14 protein-coding genes and 2 pseudogenes are annotated in these 14,289 nt (G+C 36.4%); 7 read left to right on the top strand and 9 right to left on the bottom strand.

The features are described from left to right. Nucleotides 1-323: 323 nt before the first annotated feature. Complete coding sequence (locus tag AsFPU1_RS02860) at nucleotides 324-1,541, top strand: ABC transporter permease (RefSeq protein WP_124977359.1); 1,218 nt, start codon at nucleotides 324-326, stop codon at nucleotides 1,539-1,541. A 51-nt stretch (nucleotides 1,542-1,592) separates the two neighbouring features. Here AsFPU1_RS02860 and lipB read toward each other — a convergent pair whose 3' ends face one another. Beyond that, on the bottom strand, nucleotides 1,593-2,291 hold the full coding sequence (lipB, locus tag AsFPU1_RS02855) for a lipoyl(octanoyl) transferase LipB (protein ID WP_124977357.1): 699 nt from the start codon (nucleotides 2,289-2,291) through the stop codon (nucleotides 1,593-1,595). A gap of 194 nt (nucleotides 2,292-2,485) precedes the next feature. On the opposite strand from lipB, the gene hpf reads away from it, so the two are divergent. Then, on the top strand, nucleotides 2,486-3,085 hold the full coding sequence (gene hpf / locus AsFPU1_RS02850; RefSeq protein WP_124977355.1) for a ribosome hibernation-promoting factor, HPF/YfiA family: 600 nt from the start codon (nucleotides 2,486-2,488) through the stop codon (nucleotides 3,083-3,085). A gap of 67 nt (nucleotides 3,086-3,152) precedes the next feature. Here hpf and AsFPU1_RS02845 read toward each other — a convergent pair whose 3' ends face one another. The 6 genes and pseudogenes from AsFPU1_RS02845 to coxB all read right to left on the bottom strand — a co-directional run bounded on the left by AsFPU1_RS02845 (nucleotide 3,153) and on the right by coxB (nucleotide 8,291). Then, the gene (locus tag AsFPU1_RS02845) at nucleotides 3,153-3,659 is read right to left on the bottom strand and encodes a hypothetical protein (protein WP_124977353.1); all 507 of its coding nucleotides are present in this window, start codon (nucleotides 3,657-3,659) and stop codon (nucleotides 3,153-3,155) included. Between the two features lie 560 nt (nucleotides 3,660-4,219). Then, the gene (locus AsFPU1_RS23270) at nucleotides 4,220-4,342 is read right to left on the bottom strand and encodes a hypothetical protein (protein WP_265415788.1); all 123 of its coding nucleotides are present in this window, start codon (nucleotides 4,340-4,342) and stop codon (nucleotides 4,220-4,222) included. Between the two features lie 38 nt (nucleotides 4,343-4,380). Then, nucleotides 4,381-4,701, bottom strand: a complete 321-nt coding sequence (locus AsFPU1_RS02840; protein WP_124977351.1) for a cupin domain-containing protein — start codon at nucleotides 4,699-4,701, stop codon at nucleotides 4,381-4,383. A 103-nt stretch (nucleotides 4,702-4,804) separates the two neighbouring features. Next, nucleotides 4,805-5,440 (bottom strand): annotated as a pseudogene (locus AsFPU1_RS02835) (cytochrome c oxidase subunit 3); the annotation flags it as partial. A 201-nt stretch (nucleotides 5,441-5,641) separates the two neighbouring features. Continuing rightward, nucleotides 5,642-7,309, bottom strand: a complete 1,668-nt coding sequence (gene ctaD / locus AsFPU1_RS02830; RefSeq protein ID WP_124977347.1) for a cytochrome c oxidase subunit I — start codon at nucleotides 7,307-7,309, stop codon at nucleotides 5,642-5,644. A 28-nt stretch (nucleotides 7,310-7,337) separates the two neighbouring features. Continuing rightward, a complete protein-coding gene (coxB, locus tag AsFPU1_RS02825; RefSeq protein WP_124977345.1) occupies nucleotides 7,338-8,291 on the bottom strand; it encodes a cytochrome c oxidase subunit II in 954 nt (317 codons plus the stop codon). 292 nt (nucleotides 8,292-8,583) lie between these two features. On the opposite strand from coxB, the pseudogene AsFPU1_RS02820 reads away from it, so the two are divergent. The 5 genes and pseudogenes from AsFPU1_RS02820 (at nucleotide 8,584) to mtnA (ending at nucleotide 13,219) form a co-directional block, all read left to right on the top strand. Continuing rightward, a pseudogene (locus tag AsFPU1_RS02820) lies at nucleotides 8,584-9,145 on the top strand (Rpn family recombination-promoting nuclease/putative transposase). After that, nucleotides 9,145-9,954, top strand: a complete 810-nt coding sequence (locus AsFPU1_RS02815; RefSeq protein WP_124977343.1) for an Rpn family recombination-promoting nuclease/putative transposase — start codon at nucleotides 9,145-9,147, stop codon at nucleotides 9,952-9,954. The pseudogene AsFPU1_RS02820 and the gene AsFPU1_RS02815 overlap by 1 nt, the downstream one beginning before the upstream one ends. Beyond that, the gene (locus AsFPU1_RS02810; protein WP_124977341.1) at nucleotides 9,954-10,772 is read left to right on the top strand and encodes an Rpn family recombination-promoting nuclease/putative transposase; all 819 of its coding nucleotides are present in this window, start codon (nucleotides 9,954-9,956) and stop codon (nucleotides 10,770-10,772) included. Before AsFPU1_RS02815 ends, AsFPU1_RS02810 begins: the two co-directional genes overlap by 1 nt. Nucleotides 10,773-10,845: 73 nt before the next feature. Beyond that, on the top strand, nucleotides 10,846-11,880 hold the full coding sequence (csaB, locus tag AsFPU1_RS02805; RefSeq protein WP_124977339.1) for a polysaccharide pyruvyl transferase CsaB: 1,035 nt from the start codon (nucleotides 10,846-10,848) through the stop codon (nucleotides 11,878-11,880). 301 nt (nucleotides 11,881-12,181) lie between these two features. Continuing rightward, complete coding sequence (gene mtnA / locus AsFPU1_RS02800; protein WP_124977337.1) at nucleotides 12,182-13,219, top strand: S-methyl-5-thioribose-1-phosphate isomerase; 1,038 nt, start codon at nucleotides 12,182-12,184, stop codon at nucleotides 13,217-13,219. Between the two features lie 85 nt (nucleotides 13,220-13,304). On the opposite strand, the gene AsFPU1_RS02795 is transcribed toward mtnA, so the two are convergent. Beyond that, on the bottom strand, nucleotides 13,305-13,940 hold the full coding sequence (locus AsFPU1_RS02795; RefSeq protein ID WP_124977335.1) for a rhomboid family intramembrane serine protease: 636 nt from the start codon (nucleotides 13,938-13,940) through the stop codon (nucleotides 13,305-13,307). A 123-nt stretch (nucleotides 13,941-14,063) separates the two neighbouring features. Next, on the bottom strand, nucleotides 14,064-14,240 hold the full coding sequence (locus tag AsFPU1_RS22415) for a hypothetical protein (protein WP_172957568.1): 177 nt from the start codon (nucleotides 14,238-14,240) through the stop codon (nucleotides 14,064-14,066). Between the last annotated feature and the right edge of the window lie 49 nt (nucleotides 14,241-14,289).

Here is a 14,289-nt window from a genome sequence, read left to right as displayed (position 1 = left end):
CGCCTTCGCGGACTTTGTTGGTATAGCCACAGGCTAAAGCCTGTCGGCGTTTTGAACTAAGTTGACACCAATGATGGCCATTTGCCCCTACAAGGATAAGGAAGTTTAATATAAAATATAAAAATTAAATGCACAATTGCTTATGACTCTCATAGACTCCCACATTTTTCACACCTTTGCTATTACTTTAGGCACTATTCTATTTATTACTATCATCTTTTGGGCTTTCTGGTATGCCTCAAAAATGGATTAAAAACATTGATCTTAACTATAATTTTGCTAAGGGTTATAATCAATATTTTAAATAATATTAAAATAGAGCTATGGATATTTTAGATAATCTCAAAATGGCTGTGTCGGCCTTGTTGGCGAATAAACTCCGTAGTAGTTTAACTATGTTGGGCATTACTATTGGTAATGCTTCAGTTATTGGGATGGTAGCTATTGGACAAGGGGCGCAAAAATTAGCAGCCGAACAATTTCAAGCTTTAGGTCCTAATGTTTTATTTGTTAGCTTAACTTCCGCTCGTGTTCGTCGCACTGCATCTGCTAAAGCTAAACCTTTATTATTAGAAGATGCTCAAGCGATCGCTCGGTTAGTTCCCACTGTCGCCGAAGTAGCACCAGAAATTCAGGCAAATCAACTAATAGCTAAGGGCAAACAAATGTTTAATAGTCCTATTATTGGCACAACTGGAGAATTTTTGCGCGTCAGAAATCATCAACTTGTTCAAGGACGTTTTATCAATGAAGTTGATAATAAACGTATGAACCGTGTGGTTGTTTTGGGACCAGAAATTTCTCAGAGGTTGTTTCCTGAAGAAAACCCCATCGGACAGCAAGTAAGGATTAAAAATATTAGTTTTGAGGTGATAGGAATATTAGCCCCAAAAGGTTCTTTATTTGATTCTAATCAAGATAATAAAGCCATTGTTCCCCTAACTACTGCCCTTTATCAATTAACGGGTCGTACTTCTCCTCATGGCATCCCTGTTACTTTAATTTCTATCCTAGCCAAAAATCAAGAAAGTGTTAAAGGAGCAGAATTTCAAATCAAAAATTTACTCCATTTACTCCATCCAACAACAGCAGATGATGATATTTTAATTTCTTCTCAAAATGCTATCTTAGAAACTGCTGATGAAACTAATGAAGGACTCACCCGAATGTTAGCCGCGATCGCTAGTGTTTCTCTATTGGTAGGAGGCATTGGAGTTATGAATATTATGTTAGTATCTGTGACAGAACGTACTCAAGAAATTGGACTCAGAAAAGCGTTGGGAGCCACTCAAAAAGACATTTTATTACAATTCCTTATTGAAGCCGTTCTCTTAGCCATTTTAGGCGGTTTAATTGGTGTTGGAGTAGGCGTTGGAGGTGTTACCATCGCTAGTATGGTTTCTTCTTTAGCTACCAGCATTTCTATTCCTTCTATTGTGATATCTCTGAGTGTATCAGGAGGAATTGGTCTATTTTTTGGGGTATTTCCCGCTAAAAGAGCCGCCCAACTAAATCCGATTATTGCACTTAGAAGTTCTTGAATTTTCCTTTTATGTTGGGTTTCGTTCCTCAACCCAACCTACGAAAATTGCCTATCCGTTGACCTTTACATTTGATATAATTAATTCTACTTGGAATACTTGAGAGAATAATTTAATAATATCTTTACGAACAATTTCTAAGTCAATATTAGGGATAAATTGTGCTAAACTACCAACAGGTTTATCTTCAATTCCACAAGGAATAATTTGATTAAATCCTGTTAAATCGGGACAAACATTTAGGGAAAATCCGTGCATAGTAATCCAACGACTCACCTTAATTCCAATAGCAGCAATTTTATAACCATTGACCCAAACTCCAGTTAATCCTGTTATCCTTTCTCCGCTTAGTCCATACCCTTTAATAACTTGAATAATTACTTCTTCAAGTTGTCGTAAATACCAATGTAAATCTTGACTATAATAACGTAAATTTAAAATAGGATATCCAACTAATTGACCTGGACAATGATAGGTGACTTCTCCCCCTCTTTCAATACGATAAATTTCTTCTGTTATGATGTTGGAATCAAATTTAAGATATTCTAAACTCGCTCCCGTTCCTAAAGTATAAACTGGAGGATGTTCTAATAATAAAAGGATATCGTCTAAACTAGGGTCTTTTAACCGTTGTTTTACGAGCGATCGCTGTTTATCCCAGACAACTTTATAGGGGATTATACCGAAAGATTGGACAATACATCGCCTTAGTTGTCCAGGAGGGATGGGGTTTGAGGGAGAATATTCCATTTTTGGGGCCAAGTTTTAAGAAATATCAAGAAATGCAAAGGAAAATGAAAAGAAAGCAAACAAGGATGTTTGGCACAATACAAAGTGTTAGGCTAAAAGTATAGGAAGCTAATTTGTCTTTGTATTGAGAAAAACAGCTAGGCTTAATTATTGCTGTTTATGTTGACAAAAAATACACATTTGGAGTAGTTGGTATGAAGCTTTTGATTCAAGGCAATAACATTACCGTCACAGAAGCGATTCACGATTATGTGGAACAGAAAGTAGAAAAAGCGGTCAAACACTTTCAGGCTATCACGACCAAAGTAGATGTTCATTTATCGGTAGCACGTAATGCGAGAATCCCTGATAAGCATAAAGCAGAGGTCACTGTTTATGCCAATGGCACAGTGATTCGGGCGCAAGAAGGTAGCGAAAGTCTTTATGCTAGTATTGATTTAGTGTCGGATAAAATTGCTCGTCAGCTTCGCAAATATAAAGAAAGACTTAACGATCAAAAAACTCAGAATGCGGTAAAAACTGGTGAGGTTGTTATTGAGAAAGAAGTAGAAGGAGATTTAATCGGCGATCGCCTCCCAGAATTACCCCAAGAAGTAGTACGCATGAAATATTTTGCCATGCCAGCGATGTCTATTGAAGAAGCTAAACAACAACTTCAATTAGTCGATCATGATTTCTTTATGTTTCGTAATTGTGACACCCAAGAAATCAATGTGATTTATATTCGTAATCATGGGGGATACGGGGTTATTCAACCTCGTGAAGCTAACGCAAATGAAGGGGAATCTCATTAACTAATAACTTCATTTTAGGGTTGGGTTTATCTGGTAGGGGTCAACGGCCGTTGACCCCTGCTGTAGTTCATTCCAAAATATGACCATAATAATCAAAGCTAAGTAATCCGACAATAAATCCCCCTAAACAAATAACCCCTAAAATTGATAAAACTTGCCATTGAGGCATTCCCCTATTTTGTAACGCTAATTTTCCTAAAATAGCTGCCGAGAATAGGATTAAAAATCTAACAAAATAATTAATCCAGCGTAGTATTACAACAACGGCAAAAGACCAAAATAATACGGCAATAATCGCTCGATTATCTGATTTAAAACCACTGCCAAAAACAATAGTCATTAAAGCAACAGGGGCCGCTAAACTGCTAGTAATCAGCACAATAACCATGGCGGCTAAGATATGAAGTCCTAAAAATACGGCTTGATCTTCGACTGCCCAACCCCAAGTTCTAGTCTGTTCTCCCAGGGAATGACTCCAAGTGGCAATAGATTCGCCTACATACCATCCAAAGACTCCGTAAGTTACGAGAACAATAATCACAGATAGTAACGGAAATTTAAGTAACCAGGTCATATAATTTGCATTTTAACTCCTGAATTTGACGGGTGGGGGAAACTATTTTTAAGTATATTTTTGCAGATATAGCCATCAGGAATGAGATAGGAGAAAATAAAAAAAGTAAATCTAGACTAAAATGGAAGAACTGGATGCCTTTATTGAAAAGTTTGAAGAAAAGCATTGATTATTTTATGAATTATTAAGTGATTATTTCAAAAAACGTCAAGAATTCCTTTTAGACTTTTCAGAAACTGTAGAGCTAATTATCGAGTTTTTCACCCTCTAAGTCGGGGCTTTAGGCGCAAGACTTTCCCATCATCTATATAATATCATGTCAAGCCAAGTTTGACAAGGGATTTTGTTACATCAATTGTCCATCCTGTAGGGACATGGCAATCATAATCTTGTCAGCCAACCATCGAATTTAAAATATGCCATGTCCAAATTGTTTAGGTATGGCAATCTAAAATCAGATGGGCATGGCAAAATTAATTTAATGGTGAGATTATATAACTTACTAATGCCATGCCCCTACAAAGTTTTTCACCTAACTGATAACTGAAATGACACTCCGGCTATTTATCGAGGTCTAAAAAAACTTTATTATAAATATCAGTAAAGCTGAGGGTAATCTTAACTAATTCTAAGACAATTAAATAATCTTCGATGCTGTAAGTTTTGATGGCGATCGATTCCATAGCTTATGATATTATTAAAATAATTTGATATTTCTATTTTAGTTTAAGTTACCATGAATTGCTAACCAAATACAAGGAGGATTATTACTGGTGTAATCTATCCGATGTTTTTGATGAGATTGAATTAATAAATAATCTCCTGCTTTAAGATTAAGTTGAGAACCATTTTCATAAGATAATATTGCTTCTCCTTGTAATAAAATCACCCATTCATCCTGTTCTTGATCATACCAAGTATCTTGGGGTGTAGTTTGTCCCGTAGAAATAATACGTTCAATTTTGATATTTTGATTAGATATAATTGTTTCAAAAAGTTCTTGATCATTGAGGAAAGGAGGAAAGTTAAAAATGTTTTTCATGACTTATAGAAGCGATATTTAAGTTATTATGCGAACACAAAAAACTGGGTTTTTTAGATATAGCACTAAGTCAAAACCCAGTTAATTATTTCGTAACCTAGATTTAAAGCAGGTAAACGAGAATAAACAGAATAATCCAAACCACATCAACAAAGTGCCAATATATTTCTGCTGCTTCCACACCAAAAAAGGATTCACTGGTGTAGTGACCTTCTGTGCGAGAACGCCATAAAACTGAGAGAATTAATAACAGTCCAAAGGTAACATGAAGACCATGAAAACCTGTTAAAGCGTAGAAACAACTGGCAAATAAATTAGTGGTCAAACCCATTTCTAGATGGAAGTATTCATACATTTGACCCATGAGAAAAATAATGCCCATAATGGCCGTAATGCCAAACCATAACTTAAGGCCACCTACATCATTTTTCTTAATAGCAGCTTGACCTTTGTGCATGACAAAACTACTAGAAACCAGGATAATAGTGTTAATTCCTGGGAGTAATAATTCTAATTCTGGGGTTCCCTCTGGGGGCCAAACAGGCATAATAGAGCGATAAATTATAAACGCAGTAAATAGGCCCAGAAAAATAGAACTTTCAGCAATCAGAAATAAAGCAATGCCAAATAGTCGATGATCGGGATGTCCTCCATGATGTCCCCCATGAGAGGATTCATGAGAGGTGGTTTCTGCGGTTTGAATAGCTGATCCTTGCATGATAACAGTGATAATTACAGTTAGATAATGACAACAAAAAAAGTGAGAATGGAGACATCTTTACAAATTGACAATTGACAATTGACAATTGGTAAATTAGGTTTAAAACTTCTCTTTGTTAAAGAGAAATAGCTAGAAAAACCTTACTTTCAATGCTCTACCCTTTAGATAGAAGTAATTGTCAATTGTCAATTGTTCATTTTCAATTGTTAAATAAGGTCATTATTTGGATGGAGAACCTACTGCAGCTAAGAGATCGTCAACGGATTCTTCCTCATCGATCAATTCCGAATCAGTACCATAGTCGTAGGGGCCGGCCCATAAAACGGGTTCTTCTTCAAAGTTTTCGATGGCAGGAGGGGAGGAGGTTTGCCATTCCAAGGTATAGGCCCGCCAAGGATTACGTCCTGCTGCTTCCCCTTTAACTAAACTCCAGAGAACGTTAATGATGAAGGGAAGAGCAGAAAGACCTAATATATAGGCTCCAACAGTACAAATTATGTTAATGGGTTGAAATTGAATGTCATAGAGGGCAATACGACGGTTCATCCCTAATAACCCTAATTCGTGCATGGGTAAAAAGGTAACGTTTATCCCAATAAAGATCAGGGCAAAATGAATTTTACCGAGGGTTTCATTAATCATGCGTCCCGTCATTTTGGGGAACCAATGATAGAACCCGGCAAATAGCCCCATTCCTGCACCACCAAAGAGGACATAATGGAAATGTCCTACCACAAAATAAGTATCGTGGACGTGAATATCAAAGGGAACCGAAGATAACATCACTCCAGTTAAACCCCCCATGACAAAGGTAGCTAAAAAGCCAATGCCAAATAACATGGCAGTATTGAGATTTATTTTGCCACCCCAAATAGTCGCACACCAGCCAAAGATTTTAATTCCTGTGGGAACGGCGATCAACATGGTGGCTGCCATAAAGAACATCCGTAACCAACCAGGAGTACCACTGGTAAACATATGGTGGGCCCAAACGATTAAGCCTAAAAAGCTAATGGCTAAACTAGAGTAGGCGATCGCACGATAACCAAAAACAGGTTTACGGGAGTGAACGGGTAAGACTTCAGAGATTACGCCAAAGAAGGGCAAAATCATGATGTAAACGGCAGGATGGGAGTAAAACCAGAACATATGCTGGTAAACCACCGGATCACCCCCTCCTGTGGGGTTAAAGAAACTGGTTCCTGCAATCAAATCAAAAGATAACAGTACCAAAGCAGCCGCTAATACAGGAGTAGAGAGAAGGATCAAAGCAGAAGTCGCCAGCATGGCCCAACAAAATAGGGGCATACTGTGTAAATCCATATCTTTGATCCGCATTTTGAGGATCGTAGTGACAAAATTAATAGACCCCAAAATTGAGGAGGTTCCTATTAATAAAACACTCAAAATCCAGATTTCTTCGCCCCATTTGCCACTAATGAGACTGAGGGGGGGATAGGAAGTCCAACCAGACTGGGCCGCGCCTCCATCGACAAAAAAGCTGCCTAATAAGAGAATACCGCCAGGAGGGGTTAGCCAAAAAGCCACCGCATTGAGACGGGGAAAGGCCATATCTTCGGCCCCTACCATCAAAGGAATGAGATAGTTGGCAAAAGCGGCCCCGGCCGGAACGATCCACAAAAAGATCATGATCGTCCCGTGCATTGTCATGAATTGGTTGTACAACTCAGGGGAAACAAAGTCGGGATCTGGGGTAGCTAATTCAGTACGAAGAACTTCAGCAAAGGCCCCACCGATGAAGTAAAAGGCAAAGGAGGTCACTAGGTATTGAATACCAATCACCTTATGATCAGTGCAAAAGGTGAAGTAATCCGTCCATTTCCTTTCTTTGTGTGTTGCGTGGGTTGATTCTAGAGTGATTGTCATAGGAGGTTGAATGAGTCTTTTAAATTCCTTACAAGTGACCAGAATGTTGATGCTGGCTGGTTAATTGGGCCAAGGTTTCTGGTTGAATGCCCATTTCCTGGGCATAGGGGGCTAAATATTGCCCATCGGAGAGGTTTTTGGTGTTCACGGCCACTGTCTCGTCTAGACTGGCTTCCTGAACGGGTTTATTGGCTTCTTCCCATTGGGCGTAAGTCTCTGGACTTTCAACATAAAGAACCGATTTCATTCCCCCATGATACGCACCACATAATTCAGCGCAAACAATGGGATAGTTACCTTCAAGGTTAGAGGTAAAGCCTAAGATAGAGTCTCGGCCGGGGATAGCGTCTTGTTTTAGCCGTAGTTGAGGTACCCAAAAAGCATGAAGAACATCAGTCGCTTTAATGTTGAGTCGCACGGGTCGATCTTTGGGAACGTGGAGTTCTCCACTGACTATCCCCGTTTGAGGATAGGTAAAAATCCAAGCATATTGCATCCCTTGGACATCGACAATTAAGGGGGGGTTGTTGCTGTTTTCGTCCCCATAGATGCCAATTCCTAAGGCCACTTGATGGTGGGAGTGCATAGCGATTTGTTGAGGGGAACTATCACGAGATGTAATCGGATCGAGTCCGCCTAACTCGTTGTAGACTTCAAAGCTATAAATGGCAAGGATAAAAACAATGACGGTGGGAATGGCTGTCCAGAGGATTTCTAATGGGACATTTCCTTCGATGGAAGGCCCATCGCTTTGATCCCCTTTGACACGGCGAAAGGCGATGACACAATAGATTAGAACTCCTTCTACTATGAGAAAAAGTCCTGTAGCAATGGTCATCATGAAATTGAAAATATTGTCAACCTGTTTGGCATCTTCAGAGGCAGCAACTGGCATGAGTCCGTGATTTTGGCCATACCAGAGGCTAATTAGAGTGATGAGAACACCAATTATCAGGGTGATGATGTTACTTGGAATCTTCACGGTTGTTGATCACGATACACGATTACCTACCTATATAACGGTAAGACAAACTCCTAGAAATAGCTGGCATTTCTATTACATCTTTTAAGATCTTTGGCTTTTCTTTACAATGGTAATAGGATAAGGCTGTTAAAAAATTAGGGACAATTAAACTAAATTAATCTGGTTTTTGATGGTGTCATGTTTTTCTAATCTTTATTTTTATTTAAGGTTTAATTCTAGTATTTTGGGGTAGTTTCGACTAAATACTCATTCCTTCAGTTAAGGAGAAAAGCCTACGAAAACTGATACTATTTTCTATCAATTGTTTCAAACCTTTCCCCAAACTTTTGTTGAACTGATAAATTATCCCCCAGAAACGGCCAATTTATATCAATTTTCTTCGGTAGAAGTCAAACAATTAGCTTTTCGTATTGATGGGGTATTTCTGCCTAATGCTCTCAGTCAACCCATTTATTTTTTAGAAGTTCAATTTCAGTCTGATGTTAACTTTTATAGTCGCTTTTTTAGTGAAATATTTCTCTATTTAAGCAAAAGTGAGTTAAGAAATAATTGGTATGGTGTGATTATTTATCCCCATAGAGGAGTTGATACGGGAGAGACATCTCGTTATGAAGAATTACTCAATTCTGGTAGAGGAGATAGAAGCAATGTTTAGTTTAAGTGATTTGAAAAATACTAAGGTTTATCAAGAAGCTTTAGAAGAAGGTAAACAAGAAGGAGAAAAAATTGGACAACAAAAAGCTAAAGTAGAAGCAGTTCCTCAATTATTAGCATTAGGGTTAAGTGTTGAACAAATTGCCAGTGCTTTAAATTTAACGGTTGAACAGGTTAAAAAAACTGCTCAAAAATAATGAAAACTGACACTATTTTCTATCAACTGTTTCAAACCTTTCCCCACATTTTTTTTGAACTGATTAATTATCCCCCAGAAACGGCTAATTTATATCAATTTTCTTCCGTAGAAGTTAAACAATTATCATTTCGTATTGACGGTGTATTTCTTCCCAATGATGTTAGTCAACCTATTTATTTTTTAGAAGTTCAATTTCAGTCTGATGTTAACTTCTATGGTCGCTTTTTTAGTGAAATATTTCTTTATTTAAGCAAAAGCGAGTTAAGAAATAATTGGTATGGTGTGATTATTTGTCCCCATAGAGGAGTTGATATGGGAGAGACATCTCGTTATGAAGAATTACTCAATTCTGGTAGAGTATCTCGTTTTTATCTGAATGAATTAGTCAATCAGGGACAATCTTCTGTTGGATTAGCTACAATACAATTAGTGATAGAAGATGAAAATAAAGCGATTGAACAGGGGAGAGAATTAATTGAACGAGTTAGACAAGAGTTTGAGAACGAACAAAAACGTGAGGAGTTATTAAAATTAATTGAGACAATTTTGATTTACAAATTACCAAGAATGAAGCGACAGGAGATAGAAGCAATGTTTAGTTTAAGTGATTTGAAAAATACTAAGGTTTATCAAGAAGCTTTAGAAGAAGGTGAAAAAATTGGAGAACAAAAGGGAGAACAAAAAGGACGTATTGCCGCTAAAGTAGAAGCAGTTCCTCAATTATTAGCATTAGGGTTAAGTGTTGAACAAATTGCCAGTGCTTTAAATTTAACGGTTGAACAGGTTAAAAAAACTGCTCAAAAATAATGAAAACTGATACTATTTTCTATCAATTGTTTCAAACCTTTCCCCAAACTTTTTTTGAACTGATAAATTATCCCCCAGAAACGGCCAATTTATATCAATTTTCTTCCGTAGAAGTTAAACAATTATCATTTCGTATTGATGGGGTATTTCTGCCTAATGCTCTCAGTCAACCCATTTATTTTTTAGAAGTTCAATTTCAGTCTGATGTTAACTTTTATAGTCGCTTTTTTAGTGAAATATTTCTCTATTTAAGCAAAAGTGAGTTAAGAAATAATTGGTATGGTGTGATTATTTATCCCCATAGAGGAGTTGATACGGGAGAGACATCTCGTTATGAAGAATTACTCAATTCTGGTAGAGTATCTCGTTTTTATCTGAATGAATTAGAAAATGATAGACAATCTTCTGTTGGATTAGCTACAATACAATTAGTGATAGAAGATGAAAATAAAGCGATTGAACAAGGGAGAGAATTAATTGAACGAGTTAGACAAGAGTTTGGGAATGAACAAAAACGTGAGGAGTTATTAAAATTAATTGAGACAATTTTGATTTACAAATTACCAAGAATGAAGCGACAGGAGATAGAAGCCATGTTTAGTTTAAGTGATTTGAAAAATACTAAGGTTTATCAAGAAGCTTTAGAAGAAGGTAAACAAGAAGGAGAAAAAATTGGAGAACTAAGAGGAGAACTAAGAGGAGAACTAAAAGCTAAATTAGAAGCAGTTCCTCAATTATTAGCATTAGGGTTAAGTGTTGAACAAATTGCCAATGCTTTAAATTTAACGGTTGAACAGGTTGAAAGAACTGAGTTTTAACTGTATCTCATGGGATACAATAAAGTTTACTAAGATTAGATAGAATTAATTTTCACAGAGGACATTAAAAGAAATGCGGGCAGTAATTTCTGGCTACTATGGTAAAGGGAATGGGGGCGATGAAGCCTTATTAATGTCTCTTTTGCAAATGCTTCCCCCTTCCATAGAACCTCTTGTCTTGTCGGCTAACCCTCGTGAAACTTCCCAACGCTACGAGGTCAAAAGTTGTCCTAATCGTTCCGTTTTTGCTATTTTAAACTCCCTAAAAACCTCAGATATTTTTATTTGGGGAGGGGGAAGTTTAATGCAAGATGTGACAAGTTTAGCTAGTCCTATTTATTATGCAGGATTGATGAGTTTAGCTCAAAAAAAAGGCTTAAAAACTGTTGCTTGGTCTCAAGGTATTGGCCCGTTAAAACGTCCGTTTACTCGTTGGTTAACCCGACAAGTTTTATTAGGTTGTACTGCTGTCAGTGTCAGAGATTCAGCCTCAGCTAAATTAGTCTCTCAATGGCAGATTAATCCTTTAGTTGCCCCTGATCCAGTTTGGGCATTAAAGTCTAAACCCGTTAAAGGATTAGGGAATTTACCGGCCCCTAGAGTAGCAGTTAATTTACGCAATCATTCCTTATTAACCACTCAAAAATTAAGGATATTAACTCAAGCCCTAATTGATTTTCAAAAAGCAACTAATGTTTGTATTTTATTGGTTCCTTTTCAATCATCCCAAGACTTAGAAATTGCTCGTTCTATTGCGTCAAAATTAACTGGATTTAATCAGATTATTCAGTTAGATGATCCCAGAGAATTAAAAGGTTTATTTAGGGGCGTAGAAATGACAATTGGAATGCGTTTACATAGTTTAATTATGGCAGCATCAGAAGAATCTCGTTGTTTTGCTTTAAGTTATGATCCTAAAGTGACTCGGTTAATGGAAGAAATTGAGTTACCAGGATGGGAATTAAATCAACTTCCTGATGACCCTAATATTATTAGTACAGCTTGGTTAGAATATTATGTTAATGGAGAATCTTTAAATAATGATCGTATTCAATCATTAGTTGATCGGGCTTTTATGCACCAAGAAATTTTTAATCGGTTTATTTAGTACATAAATAATAAAGGAAAAAAAAATAGAATATTTATGGTTCTACCGGATTTACTATGCTAAACTAATAATTAATAACAGACCTTATGCCTGATCCTATAAAAATGATCGTCCGACGAGCGCGGACTAAATTCTAGGTTGCGTAGGCAACCTTTGTTTGGTAGGGGTCAACGGCCGTTGACCCCTACTATGAAGAGTTAAAGTCTATATATTTATGATAATAAAGCATAACAACTCCAGTAGAACCAAATTTATTGATAATTCATAATTTATAATTTATAATTTACAATTGAATGTTTCTATGACTCCTATTTATCCTGTTATCTGGCGCGATGATCGAGTATTACTGATCGATCAAACCTTGTTACCGACTCAATACGCATTAGTAGAAATTAATGACTATCAAGACATGGTAAAAGCCATTAAAACCATGATTGTTAGGGGGGCCCCTGCTATTGGGGTAGCGGCAGCTTATGGAATGTATTTAGGGGCCAGAGAAATTAATACACAACAACGGGATACTTTTCTCACACAATTAGAAATTGTCGCCCAAAAATTACGAGAAACTCGCCCTACCGCCGTTAATTTATTTTGGGCTATTTCTCAAATGCTTAAAACTGCTTCCGAAAGTTTAGGAACTGTTGAAGAAATTAAACATAATTTGTTAATTACAGCACAAAATATTCAAAAACAAGACTTACAAACTTGTCAGAATATTGGTAACAATGGGTTAGAAATATTAGCAAATAAACCAGAAAAATTGACTATTTTAACTCATTGTAATGCAGGTGCTTTAGCAACGGCAGGATATGGTACAGCTTTAGGGGTAATTCGTTCTTTATGGACTGCCAAAAGATTAGCAGGAGTTTATGCAGATGAAACTAGACCTCGTTTACAAGGGGCTAAATTAACTGCTTGGGAATGTGTTCAAGAAGGTATTCCAGTAACAGTAATTACTGATAATATGGCGGCCCATTGTATGAAAAAAGGACTGATTGATGCAGTAATTGTAGGGGCAGATAGAATTGCTGCAAATGGAGATACTGCTAATAAAATTGGCACTTATGGGTTAGCGGTTATTTCTAAAATGCACCAAGTTCCTTTTTATGTTGCGGCCCCTTTATCAACGGTAGATTTTGAATTAGAAACTGGTGAAAAAATACCTATTGAAGAACGTCATCCATCGGAAATTTACCAAGTAGGACATACTCGTCTTTGTCCTGAAGGTGTTAACTATTATAATCCGGCTTTTGATGTCACTCCGGCTGAATTAATTACAGCTATTATTACAGAAGAGAAAGTGGTTAAACCCATTGATCTTTTAGCATTTAAAGAATAATAAATGTAGGTTGGGTTGAACGATAGTGAAACCCAACAAAACCCCTGTGCTGTGTTGGGTTTCGTGCCTCAACCTAACGTACAAACTATAGCATTAAAAAACTAACAATTAATCCCATCAAAAAACCACATAAATGACTTAAAATGCTAACTTGTGGAACTAAAAAATCGGAAACAAATTGTAAAAAAATTATGCTTATAATAAATTGTAAACGTTTAGTAGCCATAGGGGATTTATAGCGTTTCCATTGTTTAAAAAAGATAGTTGTCATGGTTCCTAGTAATCCCATAATAGAAGCAGAAGCACCCACTAATATATAATCTAATTGATTATATATTAGTGCTAAAAATGTAAAAATTGTCATGGCTCCAATACCACTGATAAAATAGATCATTAAATAACGATAGATGCCGATTATTAACTCAACAAAATTGCCAAATAGATATAATCCTAACATATTAACTAATAGGTGTAACCAGCCATAATGGAGAAAATTAGCAGTAATTAATCGCCAAATCTCACCTTGATATACAGCTTCTGGAACTAACGCCCCTAGCTCATATAAAACATCAATATTCTCACTACCACCTAATTTGATTTCCAATAAAAAAAATATAATATTTAGTCCGATCAAAAATTGAGTTATACTTTTAATTTTTGGCTTGATAGGAATAAATTTTTTGTCTGGTAATAAAGCTTTAATTTCAGATGGTTTGAGCATTACAATAGTAATTATGTATATGTAGAAAATAAGTTTTTAAAACCAAATAAAAACACATAGAGGCAATTAATTAATTGCCCCTAAAAAAGATGAAAATTACCTCAGACTATTGAGTAATAATTGCTAATTATTATCGGGAAAAGTTTCTTCAAATTCCTCAATTAGTTCGTCAAGTTCTTCTAAAGCTTGTTTAACATCAACTCTTAAAATTCCTAAATTCGGTTTTTCTAAAAGTTTGACTAAAAATTCTCGTTTACTTTCAATGACTTTAACTTTTTCTCGAAGACTTTCTTGACTCATAGGTATACTCCTAAAATTAGCACTAGCTTTAGCATAGACAATCTTTTTG

Source organism: Aphanothece sacrum FPU1, from assembly GCF_003864295.1.
GTDB classification, from domain to species: Bacteria; Cyanobacteriota; Cyanobacteriia; order Cyanobacteriales; family Microcystaceae; genus Aphanothece_B; species Aphanothece_B sacrum.
Note: the sequence above shows the minus strand (reverse complement) of the source record. Positions and strands in the feature narration are given on the sequence as shown.